This window comes from Shewanella sp. 10N.286.51.B2, from assembly GCF_041469265.1.
In the GTDB taxonomy this organism is placed as follows: domain Bacteria; phylum Pseudomonadota; class Gammaproteobacteria; order Enterobacterales; family Shewanellaceae; genus Shewanella.
On the sequence record NZ_JBFRKH010000052.1, the window covers coordinates 1 to 18,688 of the forward strand.

19 protein-coding genes are annotated in these 18,688 nt (G+C 42.5%); 5 read left to right on the forward strand and 14 right to left on the reverse strand.

Going from position 1 to position 18,688, the window contains the following annotated elements; genetic code table 11:
* Positions 1-86: 86 nt before the first annotated feature.
* Positions 87-506, reverse strand: coding sequence for a hypothetical protein (locus AB4140_RS14145; protein ID WP_372001432.1), 420 nt, complete (start codon positions 504-506; stop codon positions 87-89).
* A gap of 212 nt (positions 507-718) precedes the next feature.
* On the opposite strand from AB4140_RS14145, the gene AB4140_RS14150 reads away from it, so the two are divergent.
* Positions 719-1,753 carry a hypothetical protein gene (locus tag AB4140_RS14150; protein ID WP_372001433.1) on the forward strand — a complete coding sequence of 345 codons (1,035 nt, stop codon included), beginning with the start codon at positions 719-721 and terminating at the stop codon, positions 1,751-1,753.
* Between the two features lie 609 nt (positions 1,754-2,362).
* Here AB4140_RS14150 and AB4140_RS14155 read toward each other — a convergent pair.
* From AB4140_RS14155 to AB4140_RS14180, 6 genes are all read right to left on the reverse strand, one after another.
* Positions 2,363-2,770 carry a CBS domain-containing protein gene (locus AB4140_RS14155; protein ID WP_102439578.1) on the reverse strand — a complete coding sequence of 136 codons (408 nt, stop codon included), beginning with the start codon at positions 2,768-2,770 and terminating at the stop codon, positions 2,363-2,365.
* Complete coding sequence (locus AB4140_RS14160) at positions 2,767-3,117, reverse strand: P-II family nitrogen regulator (protein ID WP_076538613.1); 351 nt, start codon at positions 3,115-3,117, stop codon at positions 2,767-2,769. Before AB4140_RS14160 ends, AB4140_RS14155 begins: the two co-directional genes overlap by 4 nt.
* 3 nt (positions 3,118-3,120) lie before the next feature.
* Entirely contained in the window at positions 3,121-3,894 is a 774-nt protein-coding gene (locus AB4140_RS14165) for a DUF1538 domain-containing protein (protein WP_102439577.1), read from the reverse strand.
* 69 nt (positions 3,895-3,963) lie between these two features.
* Positions 3,964-4,695 (reverse strand): DUF1538 domain-containing protein, encoded by a 732-nt coding sequence (locus AB4140_RS14170; protein ID WP_076538618.1) that lies wholly within the window; start codon positions 4,693-4,695, stop codon positions 3,964-3,966.
* Positions 4,696-5,029: 334 nt separating this feature from the next.
* Positions 5,030-5,575: a DUF6702 family protein gene (locus tag AB4140_RS14175; protein ID WP_303460648.1), complete on the reverse strand. Its 546-nt coding sequence runs from the start codon at positions 5,573-5,575 to the stop codon at positions 5,030-5,032.
* 360 nt (positions 5,576-5,935) lie between these two features.
* Entirely contained in the window at positions 5,936-6,688 is a 753-nt protein-coding gene (locus AB4140_RS14180) for an ABC transporter substrate-binding protein (RefSeq protein WP_102475474.1), read from the reverse strand.
* Positions 6,689-6,903: 215 nt separating this feature from the next.
* On the opposite strand from AB4140_RS14180, the gene AB4140_RS14185 reads away from it, so the two are divergent.
* Together AB4140_RS14185 and AB4140_RS14190 are read left to right on the forward strand one after the other, a co-directional pair.
* The gene (locus tag AB4140_RS14185) at positions 6,904-7,905 is read left to right on the forward strand and encodes an NAD(P)H-quinone oxidoreductase (RefSeq protein WP_102439574.1); all 1,002 of its coding nucleotides are present in this window, start codon (positions 6,904-6,906) and stop codon (positions 7,903-7,905) included.
* Positions 7,906-8,316: 411 nt separating this feature from the next.
* Complete coding sequence (locus AB4140_RS14190; protein ID WP_102439573.1) at positions 8,317-8,742, forward strand: hypothetical protein; 426 nt, start codon at positions 8,317-8,319, stop codon at positions 8,740-8,742.
* Positions 8,743-8,846: 104 nt separating this feature from the next.
* On the opposite strand, the gene AB4140_RS14195 is transcribed toward AB4140_RS14190, so the two are convergent.
* From AB4140_RS14195 to cutA, 5 genes are all read right to left on the reverse strand, one after another.
* Positions 8,847-9,878 (reverse strand): aldose epimerase family protein, encoded by a 1,032-nt coding sequence (locus AB4140_RS14195; protein WP_372001437.1) that lies wholly within the window; start codon positions 9,876-9,878, stop codon positions 8,847-8,849.
* 27 nt (positions 9,879-9,905) lie between these two features.
* A complete protein-coding gene (gene galK / locus AB4140_RS14200; protein ID WP_102531477.1) occupies positions 9,906-11,048 on the reverse strand; it encodes a galactokinase in 1,143 nt (380 codons plus the stop codon).
* 414 nt (positions 11,049-11,462) lie between these two features.
* The gene (locus tag AB4140_RS14205) at positions 11,463-13,121 is read right to left on the reverse strand and encodes a cation:proton antiporter (RefSeq protein ID WP_372001438.1); all 1,659 of its coding nucleotides are present in this window, start codon (positions 13,119-13,121) and stop codon (positions 11,463-11,465) included.
* Positions 13,122-13,273: 152 nt separating this feature from the next.
* Entirely contained in the window at positions 13,274-15,124 is a 1,851-nt protein-coding gene (locus tag AB4140_RS14210) for a protein-disulfide reductase DsbD (RefSeq protein WP_372001439.1), read from the reverse strand.
* Positions 15,121-15,444: a divalent-cation tolerance protein CutA gene (gene cutA / locus AB4140_RS14215; RefSeq protein WP_102439568.1), complete on the reverse strand. Its 324-nt coding sequence runs from the start codon at positions 15,442-15,444 to the stop codon at positions 15,121-15,123. Before cutA ends, AB4140_RS14210 begins: the two co-directional genes overlap by 4 nt.
* Positions 15,445-15,680: 236 nt before the next feature.
* Between cutA and AB4140_RS14220 the strand changes: the two genes are divergently transcribed.
* The gene (locus tag AB4140_RS14220) at positions 15,681-16,286 is read left to right on the forward strand and encodes an FxsA family protein (RefSeq protein WP_102439583.1); all 606 of its coding nucleotides are present in this window, start codon (positions 15,681-15,683) and stop codon (positions 16,284-16,286) included.
* 90 nt (positions 16,287-16,376) lie between these two features.
* Here the strand turns inward: AB4140_RS14220 and AB4140_RS14225 are convergent, their stop codons facing one another.
* A complete protein-coding gene (locus tag AB4140_RS14225) occupies positions 16,377-16,745 on the reverse strand; it encodes a hypothetical protein (RefSeq protein WP_102475479.1) in 369 nt (122 codons plus the stop codon).
* Positions 16,746-16,771: 26 nt separating this feature from the next.
* Complete coding sequence (locus AB4140_RS14230) at positions 16,772-18,151, reverse strand: MATE family efflux transporter (RefSeq protein WP_102475480.1); 1,380 nt, start codon at positions 18,149-18,151, stop codon at positions 16,772-16,774.
* A 225-nt stretch (positions 18,152-18,376) separates the two neighbouring features.
* Between AB4140_RS14230 and AB4140_RS14235 the strand changes: the two genes are divergently transcribed.
* A complete protein-coding gene (locus AB4140_RS14235) occupies positions 18,377-18,667 on the forward strand; it encodes a co-chaperone GroES (RefSeq protein ID WP_076538652.1) in 291 nt (96 codons plus the stop codon).
* Positions 18,668-18,688 lie beyond the last annotated feature (21 nt).

Below are 18,688 nucleotides of genomic sequence, written 5' to 3' on the forward strand. Positions count from 1 at the left end.
TTTAAGGGAGGGTTACACTACTACTCTCTACTAAGAGATAAAATAAAAGTTATAGTAAATCTCTTTCATCAATCACCAGAACATGCTTAACCTCTTGGTTTGTGATAAGCACATTTGGCCTCACCGCCGTAAAGAGTGTGAGATATAACACGGCAACCATCTTCACTACATTGCACCCCCGCCTCTAGTGATACTATCTTAGTTTCAACTTCGTCTACCGACGAAGTTTTTATGAAAGAATGCGGTTGCTCTTCAATATATGTACCTTCATATGTATTTTCAGCAATTGCACATATAGAATAACCGATTCCAAGACCTAATACTTTCACCAACCACACTACAAATATTGTTAATGCCCAACTGCCAACTAACATCAGATTGCTAACACTACCCCCGCTCATCTGTAACATCGTGTAAATCATCCCAATAAAACCAACTGCTATCACAACCCAACATAATAAATTTACAATATTTAGCGCTCTTCTAAATTCAACTACTTTTTCCATTTTTTCTTTACTCCTAACACGGGATCTAAGGCTGTTGCAGTGGCATAGTTAATTTGGCCACCTAGTTATAGGTGATATTATCACCTCATAAGTTAACAGGTGACACTACAGCCTCAGAGTGTGAGGTGGAAGAGAATGGCAATCTAGGTAAAAGCTCAGATACTTGATAGCATATACAACAATTTAATTGGATAGGTTTTAGGAGGTTTTTAGTGGTGGTAGTAATAATAAAAATGAAGAAGGTTATTGCATCAGCTTTGGTGTTAACGCTCTCTGGTTGCGCTTCTTATATGCCTATTTCGCAGGAAGTTGATATTACTGATTTCTTCCCTGACGAGCGATCAGGAGGATTGAATAAATCCTTCTTTGATCCCTATCATGCCCAAAACGCTAGGTTAGCTGCTGGAAGTATTTATGGTATTCTTGAGGAATGTCATGTTACCGCAGAGCGTGATTATCCAGATACTATTATAGGTAATTTTAAAGGAGCACAGGGTGTTTTTTATCGCCACTTAGAACAGAATGATGATTATATATTTGCCGACCCAATTAAGGGTGATCATCACGAGGTGAACGCTGCTTACTATAAGATCAACGCATATATTCAGTATGCTCATAATCCTAAAAAAAGAGGCGATATACCATTTGATCCTTGCCCTAGACTCAAGGAAATCTACCCACTTGAGTACGAATTAGCTTTTGATGTAGTGCCAAGATTGCGTGAGGCATTTCCAGATCGTGTTGTTGAATTCCCTAGTCGTGAACAACTAATAGCAGATAAGAAAGATGCTGATCGCAAGGCGGAAGAAAAGCGTCAAGCCGAGATCGAGCAACGTAAACAACAAAGGTTGGAGCGTGAGCGTAAACGTGAGGAAGAAAAGCGACAGAGAGAAATTGAGGCAGAACGTAAACGACAAGTGATTGCTAAAGAAACAATGAATAGGCTTGCAGAAAACAAGGCAATAATGCGCTTTGTGCTACAAGATGGATCTTGCGGGAGTAATGTTAGATTTTTTGGTGTTAATAACACTAACCATAGCAAGCAGCTATTCGCAGCAATTAGCCGCACCTACTCTGAGAAGTACACCAAACCTGAGTTTAAAACCATATCAAACAAGTATCACCAGAGCTTTAACCAGCTAGACAGCGTTGATGTGACTCGTTTTTGCTACAGTAATAAAAGCAGAGTCGAAGACACCATTAGAGCGCTTGGTAATGGAATGCTAGGTACTGGATTACCTTATTAAGGTTAGTTAATGAAAGGGCCTACGTATCTTTTATAAGGTAGCCGTATTAATTCAGGTCGAGCCTGAACTAATAAACGTGACAAGCCCTTGAGTTGAAGGGGATTACGCACCTCATCTATATTACTGGACTACAAAAGCATAGCGATGGATGAGGTTACCAAGTAACTGTGTTGGTTACCTCTGCTAGATGTACCTGTTTCTCAAGCAATCGATGACAGTGAGTGAGAGGTAGTAGTCAATGCTTTTTGCTTTAGAAGGTATAAAGCAAATTAGGTGAGTCATCCATAGTACCTCCTGTAAGTGCTTGGTGTGCGACACTATTTTGTAACGTTTTCGCTGCTCGGTAGCATATTATTTACGGATATCATTACGTTTTGGCATTTTTTATTTTTTGATTGTTTGTAAGGTGTTGTTATATATGCGTTTTACTCCTTAATTCTCGGTCTATCTATCATCAAGGTAAGCATAACCATTCTAGATCACGTTAAATGTAAAAGTGTTAAATTAAACACGTATTTTACGAATTATTATGAGGAACCCAGCATTTTTGCTGGGTTTTTTATTGGCTGCGATAGCTATTTAGAGGTGACGAGTCACGATCTTGAGTGATCAACTGGCATTGTTAACCATGCCTTTTAAGACAATATTGTTATAGGTGACAAAGCCAATAATATTGCCTTGTTCAATGACAGGAGCTTTGTTGATCTGGAATTGATCAAATAAGCGGGCGGTATAGCGAATATCCATATCTGGGCATACTGACATCACAGGCTTTATCATGATTTCATAAACATTAACCCGCTCTGGTGACTTATCAGTGGCTAATACTTTTCTGGCAATATCACTGAGTAACAATATGCCGTATTCATCATGCTCATGGCGTTTGTTAATCACTAAAATAGTGACGTTTTTTGCCATCGCAATATTAATGGCTTCACTGACGGTAAGTAGGCCATCAATCATGGCGTAATCATTCATCAAAATATCACGGTTTTTTATTGGCGTTGATGGTTTCATATTTGATCCTTTATATCATCAGTGAGTTTTGCAACTTGGTGAGCAACACCAACGGCATCTTCAACATCAATTTGAATTGCTATTCCTTGACCTGGGTGAGTATTAAAGCCGCCCACCTCACAGATCGTTTCTAAAATATGTCGGCTCATATGCTCTTCAACTAGCCATAAAATGACGTCCCGTTGTACATCTAAGCCTAGCCCCATGAAGGTTTTCTTTTTAGTTAGTCCTTCACCGCGAGCATGGTTAATTACAGTGGCACCTGTGGCACCAGCTTCTCTGGCGGCATCCAGTACCGCTTCAGTACTAATATCATCAACAAAAGCGACAATTAATTTAAATCGCATGGGTTACTCCTTGGCGGATTTTCGTTGGTCAACAAAGGCTACGATTTGGGCGTAGCTCATGACGGCAATGATTGGAAATAAGCTAGCAAAGGCAATTAAGCCAAAACCATCAATAAGGGGATTGCGGCCTTCAACATTAGATGCAAGCCCTAAACCGAGTGCGGCCACGAGGGGCACAGTCACGGTAGAAGTGGTGACGCCGCCGGAATCATAAGCTAAAGGAATAATCGATTTCGGCGCGAAAAATGTTTGAATTACAACTACCACATAGCCAGCCATGATGTAGTAGTGAATAGGATCACCAACCACAATACGAAAACAACCTAGTGAGATCCCAAAAGCGACCCCAATGGCCACAGAAATTCTCAAGCCTTGAATACTAATGGTGCCACCAGAGACTTCATTGGCTTTTATCGCCACCGCAATTAATGACGGCTCAGCAATGGTGGTACTAAAGCCAATGGCAGCTGCAAACACATAAACCCACAGGTAATCTTGCCAAATGAACGGTCCAGCGGAGCCATCAGGGTGCAAAATACTGGGGGAGGTGAGTTGATCCGCTAAGTTTTCACCAATGGGAAATAGCGCTAACTCTAAGCCGACCAGGAAAAAGCTTAAGCCTAAGATCACATACACAAAACCTAAGACCACGGTTTTCCAATTGGCAATGGGACGCTTGAGTACACCCAGTTGAAAGCCAAATAAAATTGTCGCAATTGGCACCACATCACGCATGGTAAGCAGTAAGGTTGCCAATAGCTGGTTAATCCACTCCATAATACTCCTTGTAGGCGCAGCTTTGATTTATTACAACGTCAGCTAAAACAGGGCTGTTGCGGAATGTCATTACAGGATCATCCCGTAAAGCAGTACAAAAATAACTGGGGTTAAACTGGCAAAGGCAATCAGCCCAAAGCCATCAAGCATGGGATTACGTCCTTTAATCACAGTGGCTAAGCCAACGCCGAGAGCCGTTACCAGCGGTACAGTAATGGTTGACGTGGTGACGCCACCAGAGTCATAGGCGATACCAATAATATTCTCAGGGGCAAAGCTGGTGAGCACCATCACTATGATGTAGCCGCCAATGATCAAATAATGAATTGGCCAGCCTTTTACAATGCGAATAACCCCTAATAAAATCGCTAAACCTACTGACACCGCTACGGTTAATCTCAGTCCCATGGCATAGCTGTCCATGGCAGCCTCAGTGGCCTTGATGGCGCCACCATCTGCTGCAACTTGGGCTGCTTCAGCGGCGACAGCGGTTAAGGCGGGTTCTGCTAAGGTGGTGCCAAAACCTAATGAAAAGGAGAAGGTCACCAGCCAGAAGGTACTGCCTTTACGGGCGAGTGCGTGTGCCAATGATTCACCAATGGGGAATAAGCCCATTTCTAAACCAAAGACAAAAAAGGTTAGCCCAAGAACAATAAATACTAAGCCTACAAGAATGGAAAATAAGTTATCGGGTGCTTGTTGGAGGATAAATATTTCAAAGAAACTCACCACGACTATGATGGGAATAAGATCTTTAAAACTGCCGAGCATGGATTGTAAAAGCTTAACTAACCCTGTCATTCCTTCTCCTTTGATTGCTAAATACTAACCGCCAAACAGCGTGTTAACTTGCTAGCCTAAAAGGTTTATTTATTGTTTTTAGCTAGTTCCAGTTTGCCTGTTTATAGTTGTAAGGCAACATTAAATTAACACAAGTTACAATATCTTTGAGCTAGATCAATTTGTCTAAAAAAGATCCTAGTAGGAGAGGATTAAAGAGGGACTTTTTAAGGGTTATAAACTTTTTTAAGGCTAAAGAGTTTCTTTTCTACCAATAAAAAAGAGACCATATAGTCTCTTTTGTCAGCGATTAATATGTCAGTGTTGCGTGCTGCATAAGGCCTAGCAGATCCACTTAGGCGACATCTGTGTCTAATGCTAAGTGTTGCCATTTGTTATCGGTGCTGATATGCATTACTTTGACTTGTTTGTTGTGCTCAACATTAATATTGCTCAATTGGCTGGGACACAATGTTAACTGATTGGCGATTTTGATGTAAAAGCCCACCGACTTGGGATCGTTGCCGATAACGCTTTTTGCTAGCGTGGTTTGTTGGTAAAGCCATAGGTAGTCACCTTTGATTTCACAATTTAGGTATTCAAGCTGCAATAATTGCTGATTGTTATCTGCAATGTGAAAGTTTGTCTGCACGTAGTCAGCAAACGCTTTTCTGCTTTGTGGGTTTTTGACTAAATCGCTATCAGCCCCAATGATGCGTTTAGCTGTTTGCTGGGCATCAGCTAAATAAAAGCAGTGTTGAATAGCGACATTCCCGCTTTTGGCATTAAACAGCACATTGGTATAGCTTTCTTTTTTTCTATTAGCAGAAGCCTGAAAATTAAATAATAACAAGCCTGCAAGGGTGATAAACCATATTAGAGCAATAATTATCCAAAACATTATTATATTCCTTTATTGCTAGCTGTTTAAAAAGCAGTGTTGAGCTGCTGCATGATTTGAGCCTGTTGGTAATTAATAAATATTGATACGCGGAAAATAAGCTGGCATTAACAGCAAATACTAATTAAATACCATAGGTCAATATATAGTATTAGTAAAATCTATTATCAAAGTTTTTAATGTTAAATAGGAGGTTAGGCACAGCTTGAACGCGGTTATCGCGAATTGATTATCTGACTATGATTGAGGCTCATGGCCGGTATTGACTCGGGCTAATATAAGCTGAATGCTTATTGGTGAATGTCTAAGTATATGGTTTATAAAGTATGTTGTTTAAATGGCTTTGGTTAAATTTAATCATTAAAGGCCTAATGGCGGCATATTTTCAGGTGCTTTAATTTGGTATTTATCTAAAATTTGTTGAAACTCACCAGAGCGCTTTAATTTAGCAATACCTTGAGCATACACATCTGCGATACGGCTTTGATTAGGATTAAAGCCTACATATAAAGGCGTTGGCTCACCATATGAACCGGCGTATTTGATTTGATTAGCTACATCATTTTTGTATGCAGTATATTCAATAGCGACTTTATTACCCAGTATCACATCAAATCGGCCATTTACGAGGCGCTTAATGTTCAACATCATGGGTTGCTCTCCCGTGGCGGCGTAAAAGTCGGTTGAACGGCTAATTTTATCATTGAGCTGCTCGCCGTAGTCATAACCTCCGATAATCCCCACTAGCGCACCATCAAGACTGTCTAATTGCTGAAATGACCATGAAGCGTCTGCGCGAGTATAAAAATCCGTGCTGGTATAACCAACAATCAGTGTGTCGGTATATAAATTAAATTGTTCAATATGGGTTGGTGTAACTGCAAGAATGGCATCGATATTACCAATTTTAACTTCCTTTAAAGCGCGATTAAAAGGTACCGCAATAAAATGCACCTGTTGATCCATGACTTCAAATGAGCGCCGAGTCAGTTCAGTGACATAACCGGTGTGATCTTGGCAAATATAAGGGCACCAAATATCCGATGCGATCAATACAGGCTTGGCTGCAAGGGATGAAGAAACCAGTAGTAGTAGAGAGATAATATATTTCACGGTAGTGTTGGCCTCAATAGAATAAGTGCTAATGGCGCAGCCTTACTTAGCTAGTTTTCACCGCACTATGTTCCGCTATTAAACCTAGTGCTTGCTTAAATTCAGTTAGTTGAATTAAATCTAGCCACTTTCAGTAAATATAGTAACCTAAAACGACAGTTTGCTAGCGAAAAGTTAATTTTTTTGTGACGCAATAAATAATATGGACGGGCCAAATGATCGTAAACAGCATAAAGCATGTGATTTACAATGAAACGGGCGCAGCTGAAGTGATGCGCTTTAACCATTCAGCATTACCTAGGCTTAAAGCTGGGCAAGTGATCATAAAAGTACATGCTGCAGGGGTTAATGGCCCAGACATTAAGCAGCGAGAAGGCGCATATCCGCCGCCAAAAGGTGCTAGCCCGATATTAGGCTTGGAAGTGGCAGGGGAAGTCATTGCAATGGCTAAAGATGTCACGCAATGGCAAATCGGCGACAAGATCTGTGCCTTAGTGCCTGGCGGTGGCTATGCAGAGCAAGTGATCACTTACGCCTCACATTGCTTACCGCTCCCCAAAGGCTACAGCTTTGTACAAGCGGCGGCCTTACCGGAAACCTGTTTCACGGTTTGGGGAAACTTGGTTAATCGCGCCAAGCTTAAAGCCGGTGAAACAGTGCTGATCCACGGCGCCTCTGGCGGTATTGGCACCACCGCCATACAAGTTGCCAAAGCCCTAGGCGCTAAAGTGTTTGTTACCTCAGGTAGCGATGAAAAATGCCAATATTGTCTCGACCAAGGGGCGAGTATGGCGGTTAATTACCATAAAGATGATTTTGTTGAGCCTATCCTTGCAGCAACACAAGCTGAAGGGGTCAATGTGGTGCTAGATATTGCGGGTGGTGATTTCATCAACCGCAATTTAAAGGTATTGGCTTTTGATGGCCGCATGGTATCAGTGGCAACCCAGCGCGGCGCTAAAGCAGAAGTGAATATTTTTAGCATTATGGCCAAACGCATTCAATGGACTGGCTCAACGCTTAGGCCGCAAAGTGTCGAGGCTAAGGCTGACATCGCCGCTGGATTATTAGCACAGCTATGGCCATTACTGGATGCTAAACAAGTGCAGATCCGGGTTGATAAAGTGTTCCCGTTTGATGAGGTCGTAAAAGCGCATCAATATATGGAGTCAGGTCAGCATAGAGGCAAGATTATTCTGCAGCTAGGCGAAGCCTAAACCTAAATGAGCAAAACCTAAACAAGTAAGATGTAAACAAACAAGACCTAAGCAAGAATTAGGCAATAGTAAGGCATCAAATTCAAAACAGTCTTTTTATCATAGCTGACTTGAAGGCTGTCATATTTGAACTAAATTAGAGCTTGCAGCGCCGCTAAATTACACTGGGTGCATAACACCTTGGGAAAATCATAACTCAGATGATTTGCAGCATAAGACGATGGCGATATGGCACTGGCAAAAAATGGCAAAAATATAAAAAACTTCATTAATAATATATTGATTTTTTCATAAGTTTTTGATTAATTATCCTCAATAATCATGTGCGTTGCGTAGAGGTTAGTAAATAAACTGTGTGCTGCTAAAATGCACATTTTTTAGGTATGTGTTGATTTAAGGGCATTAGCATATATGTATAACACTGCAAAAAAACAAGTTTGGTATGGTGAGCTTCGTACTCCACGTGGCACCTCAATTGTCGTCCATGACAACCGACTCCCCGATGCGTCTCCCGGTCGAATCTACTTATTTAATGTTAGTCGTAACACGATTGGCGAGTACGTAGAGGATATCGTTAAGGTTAACCTGCATGAGCTGGAACCCCAGCAGTTAACAGCCGCCAAAGCTGAGCATGAAGCAGCATGGCTTGCTGCTAGAGCTGAGTTTATGGCAAAACATGAAGCGCATATCGAATTATCTTCAGTGCCAGACTCTGCGCCAGCCTCAAAAGCCAAAAAAGTTGCAGCGGTGGATGAGATTATCGATGTCGATGACAGTGAAATGGAATTTGAAGATGCTGATGCCGACTTCGGTATCAGTGATGACAGTGACGATTAGCATAAAGCGCTAAAGACAAAAAATGGAGCATGATAATAAATCATAGCTCCATTTTTATTGGCTGTTTATTAGTAAATCAATCGCTCAACAGTAATCGCTTAGGCTTAAATCACCCCAAACTCGTAACGGCTCACATGGCGATAAACTTGTCCTGGCTCTATCCAAGGCTTACCGGGTAAATCGGCTTGATTAGGTGAGTCTGGCAGCATTTGTGGTTCAATACATACCGCTTGGTGAGACTGGTAAATACGGCCGTCAAAGCCTTTTACGCCTTCAAGGAAGTTAGCGCCATACAGCTGCACCCCAGGTTGATTGGTGTAAATCGTCATGGTGCGGCCAGTTTTAGGGCTTGAAAGACAACCAAATCGACAGACTTGCTCAGCATTGTTAAGCACATAACAATGATCAAAACCATTGGTGGCAGCAAGAGCAGGTCGCTGAGTTTGCACAGCAAATGCAGTGGCTTGGGCTAAATCTAAATCGCTGCCAGTGGTCGCAGCAATTGAAGTTGGAATACCCACTTCATTCATTGGCAAATATTGCTTGGCATCCACTTGGATCAAATGCGCTGCATTAGTTAAGCTATCAGCGCCTTCTAAATTAAAATAACTGTGCTGGGTGAGGCTAATAGGGCAGGCCTTATCGACACTTGCTTGCATTTCAATGAGTAAACTATTGTCAGCCAAGCGATAATCTAATTGCACCGTACAATTACCCGGAAAGCCCATATCACCATCTGGGCTATCAAGGGTTAATCTCACCCCGTCTTCAAGGGCTTGAATATGCCAATGCTTTAAATGAAAACCTTCAGCGCCACCGTGTAAGCAATTGGTCGCTTGGTTTATATCGAGCTGATAGTGGTTGCCTTGATACTGCAACTGACCATTAGCAATGCGGTTAGAGTATCGCCCTGCAATGGCGCCTAAATAAGCCGGCTGGTTTAAATAATCGCTGACGCTATCACAGCCTAAAACGATGTTATCTCGCTGGCCTTGGTTATCTTCAGTCCATAAGGCGTTTATAATTCCCCCTAGACTTAACACTTCAATAGCAACCTTGCCGTTGTCGACTCGAATACGTTCTACCCATCCTCCGCGAGGATCTTGCCATGGTTCAAGTGTGGTGATTTGTAACATTAATGCCTCTTATAGCAATAGAATTGCTTATTCAATTCTGCCTGCGCCGCCACTGGCAGAGCATAAATAGATAATTGGTTCTAAGGATGTTTGTTGTGGATATAGCTGCTCAACGGCATTGACCACAGCATCGGTTAGCTCATGATCAATAAGCGCTACCACGCAACCATCACTCATTCTTACGCCGCCTTTGGTGCCAATGATATCTTTAATTATTTTCACTAAGGCATCAATCTCAGGGGTGCTGATGTCAAAATCATCGCGCATGGATTGTTGTGATTGGGCCATTAATTGGCCGAAACGGGCAGTATCTTGTTGCTCTAGAGCGCGGGCGGCATTCACAGTGCGTTGGTTTTCAGTTAGTACATGCTTAGCTCGATGATAAAGTTCATCACCTAAGCTAGCTTTCGCGCTGTTTAGCTGGCCAAGGCTGACTTCCCTTAGTGACTCAACTCCAAGCAATTCATTAATCTGATGACATTGCAGTTTACGGGCATCAAAGCGGTCAATTAACAGCTGGCGATCGATGCTAGGATCGACAATCAGCAAACTTAAGCTGTCAGGAATCGCTATTGCGCGGCCGTCTAACTCTAAGCAGTCAATCAATAAGGCGTGATCGGCCACCGCCAGTGCGCTAATGGTTTGATCCATAATGCCAGATTCTGACTTTATGAACCTGTGCTCTCCACGTTGGGCAATTTGTGCAATGGCTAATGGCGATAAATGCAGTTGGCTGGCGTAGCTAATGGCAGTGCCAAAGGCCACCTCAAGAGCTGCTGATGACGACATGCCTGCGCCCAGTGGCACATTGCCGACAATGGCAATATCCATGCCTTTAGCTTTAAGCCCAGATTGAGCCATTGAGGCGGTAAAGCCTTTTAGGTAATTTCCCCAACTGCCTTTATCTTCAATGGCGTTTTCTTCACCAAAACGCCATTGTTCGATTTGCCCAGCAAAGGCATCAGTCACGGCTCTAAAGGTGTTATCACTACGATGTTTAACCGCAATAACAGTGTGAAAATTAATTGCAGCGGGTAAAACGAATCCTTCGTTATAATCCGTGTGTTCGCCAATAATATTGACACGACCTGGTGCTTGATACAGGTCGTCAGCCGTAGTTCCAAATGTTTGTACAAACAACTTCATGGCTTTTTGAGCAGGATTTGACATACAGTTACAGTTCCAAAGAATGTCGAGTTACGAAGTTACCTAAGCGGTATAAAAGTATTAAATTTTAAATTGATAATGTGATTTATATCACGACTTGCCAGTGGCTGTAACTACTGAAAACTCGATTGATACAATTTGCAGCTTAAGAGTAGTCGGTTTTGTGGAAATAACAGTAATTTCAATGCCTTTGTACTACTAAAGAGGTATGTTAATGTAAGGGTTTACGTTGACTGTTTTATTGGCAGAACAAATTTGAGGTATAAACTGGCTTTATAACCACCCAAATAGCGACGCTGGCTAACCTTGGCTGATTGATATAAAAGCGCATTTTAAACAATAAAAAAGCGCCTTAATGTTAATAAGGCGCTTATCGGTTTAGCATAGCGAATAGAGGATATCGCTAACTATTTACGCTTATGGCTTGCTCAAGTTAGGGGTGATTTCAGTGGCTGCGCTGGCTTTATCAACGCTCGCTTCTGATTCTTCCTCTGTGTTTGGCTCAAGTAATTCATGAATAACATTGTCCACAAAACCAGCACCTGCAGCTTCGTAAAGGTTATAAACGCTGTTAACCCCTTGCTCTTTCAGTGACTCTGCATCTTCAGAATATTGCACAATGGCGCTGATCTTACCTTGGTAATCGAGCTTTTTAAGTTGCTCTACCGCAAACATATTACCAATATGGTGTGGCATGGCTAATAGCACCAATTCAAGCCCCGGTGCCCGCTCAAGCTTTTCCCAAAAATCGGTATCGCTAGCATCGCCTTGCACCACATTGCGGCCTTCAGAGCGATGAAAATCCACCAGTTCTTGCTTGTGTTCAATCCCCAGTATTTCGCCTGAGTATTTAGCGCGCAGCTCATCGTAAGCACCTGAGCCAATCCGGCCCATCCCTAAAATCAAAAAGCGCGGATTACCCACAGGAATTTGTCTATCCTCAGGGTGTAGCGGGTGTTTTTCAAGGGTGATAAAGGTTTTATGGTAGCGCTGATAGAACTTGTTGACCGCCGCATTAAGGGGCGCAGCAATTAAGAAACTGATGCTCAAGGCTACTGCTAAAATGATTAACCACTCGGCAGGTAACCAGCCTTTTGATGCGGCTACCGCAGCAACAATCAAGCCAAACTCACTGTAGTTACCTAGATTGAATGAGGCAAATAGCGAGGTACGAGAACGCAACTTAAAGCGGGTCAATAATATAAAGAACAGCATGATTTTAAACGGCACTAATAGCACCAGTAACCCAGCTAGGCCCACATCGGCAATGGTTGGCAAACCATTTAAACCAATGGTTAAGAAAAACGCGACTAAAAACAGCTCTTTAAAGTAGTAAATTGATTTAGAAAGCTCGGACGCTTTAGCGTGGCCTGCCAGTAAAATACCAATAATCAATGCGCCTAGATCCGGCTTTAAGCCAACGGCTTCAAACAGCCAAGCGCCCATGACTAATGCCATAGTCAGGCCAAATAAAATCAACATTTCGCCGTGGCCAACGCGGTCGAATATTTTATAAATTAGTGGTTTAACTAGTGGTAACAGCAATAAACCTAAGGCGTAAATGGAGGGGAAATCACCCTTTGAAATGGTGAGGAATAGCACTGCGAAGATATCTTGCATAATCAAGATACCAATGGCGATACGGCCATACAAGGCTTGGCTATCACCGTTTTCATCCAGCACTTTGACGGCAAATACGGTACTTGAAAAACTTAGGGCAAAGCTCAGTAGTAACAGCTGATCAATATCTAAATCAACTAGCCTGTCTAGCCCTACTAATCCCAGCAATTTTAAGATGGGTAAAAAGAATAATATCGAGCCAATTAAGTGCAAACTGGAACTGGCCCACACCTCAGATTTGAGTAAACTTTTGACATCTAATTTAAGCCCAATAGCAAACAGCAGTAACATGACGCCGAGGTCAGCTAGTTCCTGCAGCAGTGGCAAGCTTTCATCTTGGATCCCAAAAATAAACAGTAAAAAACCTGCTGCAAGATAACCAATTAGTGGTGGTAAACTGACTCGACTAACAAGCATGCCACATAATAGCGTAACAATGAGAATTGCGGGTTCCATAAGGCCTTATTCGATTTGTTGAAACTAGGTTGTAGGTAAGTAGATTGTATAAGAAAAGAATCAACTTGGTATTAAAAAATAGCTCAGGATTAAAAAAATGGCCAATCTAATAAATAAATTGACCATTTTCAATATCTTAGTTGAGAATAAATTTATTTATTCAGCAATAAATCCAAGTGCTCAGCAAAGGGTTTAGGCCCCATAAAGCCGGTTACGCGTAAATCTTCACGCTGATTGCCATTTTCATCGAACATTAATAGGGTCGGTAAGCCTAATACGTTGAAGTGCTCAAGCAGTTCAATATCAATGGCATCACTTTTAGTGACATCGGCTTGCAGTAACACCATTTGATCTAAACGCTCTAATACTATTGGATTAGCAAAGGTAATCGCCTCAAACTCTTTACAGGCCACACACCAGTCAGCGTATAAATCTAGCATCACGGTTTTACCGCTAAGGCTGGCTTTATCTAGCTCAACTTCTAAGTCTTCTAGTGACTTAATTTGAATGAATAACTCACCATGGCTAATTTGCTTGCTTTGGTTAGTCTCATTGCTGATTGATGGCGCCTGATGGCCCAATGCAGTCATTACCGCTTGGAAACCATAAGAGAAACTGGCGAGTAAAGTCAGCGTAAGTATGATGCCACGGGTGGTTTGCTTCCAGTTAAACTCTGATAGTTTGTTCTGGTGTATGAGGTAGCCCGTTAAGCTAATCCCCCAAATTGACCACAATACATCAGATACCAGTCCTGGCCAGATGCGGCCAATCATCACGATTGAGACAGAAATCAGCAAGAAGCCAAAAATGGTCTTAATGATATCCATCCATGCGCCGGCGCGCGGCAGTAATTTACCACCAGAAGTACCAATGATCAGTAATGGTACCCCCATACCCATGCTTAATACATACAGCGCCAAGAAGCCCTGTAGTAAGTCGCCACTTTGGGCCACATAAATCAGCGCACCAGACAGCGGCGCAGTGGTACAAGGCGACGCCACTAAACCTGAAATAACGCCCATAAAGAACACCCCAACAAGGTTGCCACCTTTTTGGTTATTCGACAGGGTATTCATCTTGTCTTGGAATTTGCCCGGCAGGCGTAATTCATACATACCAAACATAGATAAACTCAGCAGTACAAACATTACCGCTAAGAAAATCAAAATAGCAGGGTGTTGCAATGCCGCTTGAAATTTCATGCCCGCAGAGGCAACCACTAAACCTAATAATGAATAGGTAATCGCCATACCCTGAACGTAGGCCATTGATAGTGTGAAGGCTTTAGCGGTAGATAACTTTTTCCCTTGGCCCACAATAATGCCTGACAAAATCGGGTACATTGGGAACACACAAGGGGTTAAGGCTAAACCAATACCTAAACCAAAGAAGATAACTAAGGTCCACATTAAGCTATCGTTGGCCAGCATTTGGCTTAAGCTGTCTTGTTGGGTGATAGGCGTTGTCGCATTGCTTGCGGTTGCTGGTTCAGCTTGAGCTGGCACATCACCAATAATGGCTTTTTTGCCCTTTACCTTGCCATCGTTAGCAGCAACAGCATCTAGCTTAACATCACGTTTGGTAGGCGGATAACACAGCTTGCCTTCAGCGCAACCCATAAAGGTCACTTGTACTAGGCTGTCTTGGGCGGCTTCTTTAAGGGCTAACGGCAGCTCAACAAAGGTGTAATACACTTCTTGTTCGCCAAAATATTCATCGTTATGAACCTTGCCTCGGGGTAGGTCTATATCGCCAATCACTGCGCCGTCGGCAGAAAACTGCAACTTGTCACGGTACATGTAATAACCATCGGCAATCACAAAGCTAATGGCTAATTGATTATCTTTTTGCTGATAATCAAATACAAAAGCCTCTTCAACAGGCATTAACTCTGGCTCGCCCTGAAGGAAGCTGAACTTATTACTGCTAAAAATGCCTTCACTGTGAGCTAATGGCGTTAGCAGGAGTAAAGAGGTAAAAATAAGCGCAAATATTTTTTTCATGATTGGGAAGTTTCTTCTATCCATTTTAAATAATTTGGCAAGCCTTGAGTAATAGGCATAGCGATTAATTCAGGTACTTCATAGGGATGCTGTTGGATCACTATTTGTTGAATTGCATCATAATTTTTAGCAATACATTTTATGTGTAAAGCGACTTCACTACTATGACAGACCTCATCATCCCACACATAAACTGACTCTATTTGTGGAATTAATTGCACACAAGCAGCCGCTTTAGTTTCCACTAGCGTTGATGCAATGCGTTTTGCACTGGCGTTATCAGGGCAAGTTGTTATAACTAATAAGTAAGTTGCTGGCATTGGAATGCTATCATCTATTGGTTGCCTTAAAGTTAGCTTAAGCTTAATAACATAAACTGCGGTTTATCTTTATTGTTGTTGCTAATGTTATGTTTATCGCGATTTCAATAGTGCAATACTGTACGTTTTTTCGTAAGCGCTTGCATTAGTCATTGATGATAATCGTGACACGTCTTGAATTAAGACCGGATAACCCCCATTTAGTTTTCATAGCCAGTGAAAAAATTGAGGCCCACATGTTATTTATTTTATTGTTTGTATTTATTATCGTTCCGACCATTGAGTTGTCAGTATTAATTTCTGTGGGCGATGTGCTTGGCACCTGGAATACCATCGCATTAGTGTTTTTCACTGCGATTGTGGGAGTATCACTAGTGCGCAGCCAAGGCTTAAGCACCTTAATGTCAGTGCAATCTAAGCTTGAGCGCGGTGAAGCGCCGGGTAAAGAAATTGTCGAAGGCATGATGCTCGCCGCGGCAGGCTTACTGTTATTGTTTCCGGGCTTTGTGACTGACTTTATCGGTTTGTTATTGCTAACCCCAATTACTCGCTCACCGATTGCCAGCTATATCTTTAAACGTATGCAAATGCGCGTGGTTGCTGGTGGCGGTTTTCAGGGCGGCTTTGGTCCACAAGGTCAACCAGGCCAAAATCCATTTGGGCAAAATGGCCCATTTAACCAAGGCGGCAATACCTTTGACGGTGATTTTGAACGCAAATTTGATCCAAATGATTTAACCCCTGAAACCCATCAGGTAGAAATTAAAGATATCACCCCACAGGATGAGCCTCGCGCAGATAGTGAGCAAAAGGGCGAGCAAGATAAGCCCAAAAAAGACTAATTGTTAGCTTGGTGACTCAATGAAAAAACGCTAGCAAGGCTAGCGTTTTTTATGGCTCAAATAATTCAGCTGCTTGTTTACGGCATTAACTTAAGGTGCGAGAGTCGAATCCTTTGAAGGTTTGTCTAGCTGCTCAGCCATCCAATACGCGCTAACCGTACTCCCAACCCAGCAAATAAATAACACCCAAGTGGCCATCGATACTGAAGGGGGTAAATCAAGGGTCACGCTGTCGTGCACTGCGGCATAAAGACTGTTGAAGTCCAGCGCAATATTTCCCGCGACAATATCATCAGCCACCGCTTGAGCGCGCTGCATCAGCACGGTCATGATGGCGCATAAACTGATAAAACAAGCCAGAATAATGCCCCAACCTATGGCTTTTTTACCTATGTATAAGTGCCCTGTACCCGGGCACACAAAAGCTGACAATAGCGCGGCGTTGATTGATCTTTTCATTGTGTATTAACCCTTGTGCATCCCTGTTAATTTATGGTGTTAATTGACTTAGTGGCCGTTGACGCGGTAACGGACTCTGGCTCAGTGATCCGACTGGCCATCACATAGCAGGCAATGCCCATAATGGTATTGGTTATTGGCAGCGCAATTAATAAACCTTTTACCCCGCCAAAGTATAAGCCAATGGCCGCCAATGGCAGCATTAAAATAAACAGCCTGACTAAGTTAATCACTAACGACTGGATCGGTCTATGGTAGGCATTTAAACAAGTGGCGAAGATAATCACCACTGCTAATGGCCCATAGGCTGCGGGTAAGGCTTTAATATAAAAGCTCAACCAATCGATCACCACAGCATCATTACTGAATAACTGCGCAATAAAATCAGCACTCAAAAAGATAGGCAGATACAGTAAGGTTTGCAGCACAAGAGCAAACCGCAGTGACAGCATCATGGCATCTTTAGCCCGCTGATGTTGCCCCGCCCCCAAGTTTTGCCCCACAAACGGCATTAAACTGGAGTTAAGGGCCATGATCCCCAAAATAAATAAGGTTTCTAAGCGCACCCCTGCACCATAAGCCGCCACCGCAGCTTGATCGACTCTGGCAAGCATGGCCAAAATAATGCCGTTGGCAATAGGGTTAATCATATTCATTAAAGCCGCAGGGCGGGCAATATGCCCCAGCTTGCACCAGTTTTTGATAATCCGGTGCTTACTTAATTTGGTGAAGACCAAAATTTGTTTTTTGAATACCAAGATATACACAGCCACAGAGGCTGAAAATAACCAGGATATTGAAGTGGCAATGGCTGCGCCTTGAATACCCAGCTCAGGGAAAGGCCCAAGACCAAAAATAAGTAAAGGGTCGAGTATAAGGTTGATAATTGCTGCCACCGACATAATGATCGCAGGGGAGTAAGTATCACCGGTGGCGCGAATGCCTTGATTGCCCACCATCAATAACACCAATAATGGCGCCCCTAAAAACCACACCAGCATATAATCATGAATAAGTGGCAAACTTAACTCATTAGCGCCCAGTAGGGTGAATAGCGGGTCAATGGCCATAATCCCGATGCACACTAACGCGCTCACCAATAAAAATGTTAGCAACAAGGCATCAAACAAAAACGCTTTAGCTTGGGGTTGATTACCTGCGCCAATTAAGCGGGCGAGGTTAGTGGAAACCGCCGCGCCAATGCCAATGGCAATACTGGAAAAAATAATCGCCACCGGAAACGTAAAACTTACCGCAGCTAATGATTCAGTGCCCAAAAGACTGATGAAATATGTATCTATAAGGCTGCCACCATAAATGGTGAGAATACCGATAAGGTTGGGGAGGCTCATATTGAATAGCACACGACCTATTGGTGCGTTAAGCAACCCATGTTTATCTTTCATCTATCTCGACTTAAACACGAAAACGGGAGCCAAATTCTAGCAGCATTCAAGATGGTTTAAATATTAGCAGCCACAAATTTTACAATTAAATCGCAGTTTTTTTTAAAATACACTTGGAACTGTCAACATCGACCCCCATATATCATTCATCAAAGGGGTAATGCCCTTATCATTTTGTTAAAACCGCCTCGTTTTAGGGCACCAAATCATTAGGAGAGTCCGTAGATGAATATTCGTCCATTACATGACCGCGTAATCGTTAAACGTTTAGAAGTTGAATCAAAATCAGCTGGTGGCATTGTATTAACTGGTAGCGCTGCAGAAGTATCAACTCGTGGTGAAATCCTAGCAGTAGGCAATGGTCGCATTTTAGAAAACGGTGAAGTTAAAGCCCTTGACGTTAAAGTTGGCGACGTAGTGATTTTCAACGAAGGTTACGGCGTGAAAAAAGAAAAGATTGATGGTGAAGAAGTCCTTATCTTATCTGAGTCAGACCTAATGGCTGTTGTAGGTTAATTTTAAACATTAACCCTTTGC

Bases quoted from the DNA above. Each gene is read 5' to 3' on its own strand.
- AB4140_RS14145 (WP_372001432.1), bottom strand. From the start codon at position 506: ATGGAAAAAGTAGTTGAATTTAGAAGAGCGCTAAATATTGTAAATTTA.
- AB4140_RS14155 (WP_102439578.1), bottom strand. From the start codon at position 2,770: ATGAAACCATCAACGCCAATAAAAAACCGTGATATTTTGATGAATGAT.
- AB4140_RS14160 (WP_076538613.1), bottom strand. From the start codon at position 3,117: ATGCGATTTAAATTAATTGTCGCTTTTGTTGATGATATTAGTACTGAA.
- AB4140_RS14165 (WP_102439577.1), bottom strand. From the start codon at position 3,894: ATGGAGTGGATTAACCAGCTATTGGCAACCTTACTGCTTACCATGCGT.
- AB4140_RS14170 (WP_076538618.1), bottom strand. From the start codon at position 4,695: ATGACAGGGTTAGTTAAGCTTTTACAATCCATGCTCGGCAGTTTTAAA.
- AB4140_RS14175 (WP_303460648.1), bottom strand. From the start codon at position 5,575: ATGTTTTGGATAATTATTGCTCTAATATGGTTTATCACCCTTGCAGGC.
- AB4140_RS14185 (WP_102439574.1), top strand. From the start codon at position 6,904: ATGATCGTAAACAGCATAAAGCATGTGATTTACAATGAAACGGGCGCA.
- AB4140_RS14190 (WP_102439573.1), top strand. From the start codon at position 8,317: ATGTATAACACTGCAAAAAAACAAGTTTGGTATGGTGAGCTTCGTACT.
- AB4140_RS14195 (WP_372001437.1), bottom strand. From the start codon at position 9,878: ATGTTACAAATCACCACACTTGAACCATGGCAAGATCCTCGCGGAGGA.
- galK (WP_102531477.1), bottom strand. From the start codon at position 11,048: ATGTCAAATCCTGCTCAAAAAGCCATGAAGTTGTTTGTACAAACATTT.
- AB4140_RS14205 (WP_372001438.1), bottom strand. From the start codon at position 13,121: ATGGAACCCGCAATTCTCATTGTTACGCTATTATGTGGCATGCTTGTT.
- AB4140_RS14210 (WP_372001439.1), bottom strand. From the start codon at position 15,124: ATGAAAAAAATATTTGCGCTTATTTTTACCTCTTTACTCCTGCTAACG.
- cutA (WP_102439568.1), bottom strand. From the start codon at position 15,444: ATGCCAGCAACTTACTTATTAGTTATAACAACTTGCCCTGATAACGCC.
- AB4140_RS14220 (WP_102439583.1), top strand. From the start codon at position 15,681: ATGTTATTTATTTTATTGTTTGTATTTATTATCGTTCCGACCATTGAG.
- AB4140_RS14225 (WP_102475479.1), bottom strand. From the start codon at position 16,745: ATGAAAAGATCAATCAACGCCGCGCTATTGTCAGCTTTTGTGTGCCCG.
- AB4140_RS14230 (WP_102475480.1), bottom strand. From the start codon at position 18,151: ATGAAAGATAAACATGGGTTGCTTAACGCACCAATAGGTCGTGTGCTA.
- AB4140_RS14235 (WP_076538652.1), top strand. From the start codon at position 18,377: ATGAATATTCGTCCATTACATGACCGCGTAATCGTTAAACGTTTAGAA.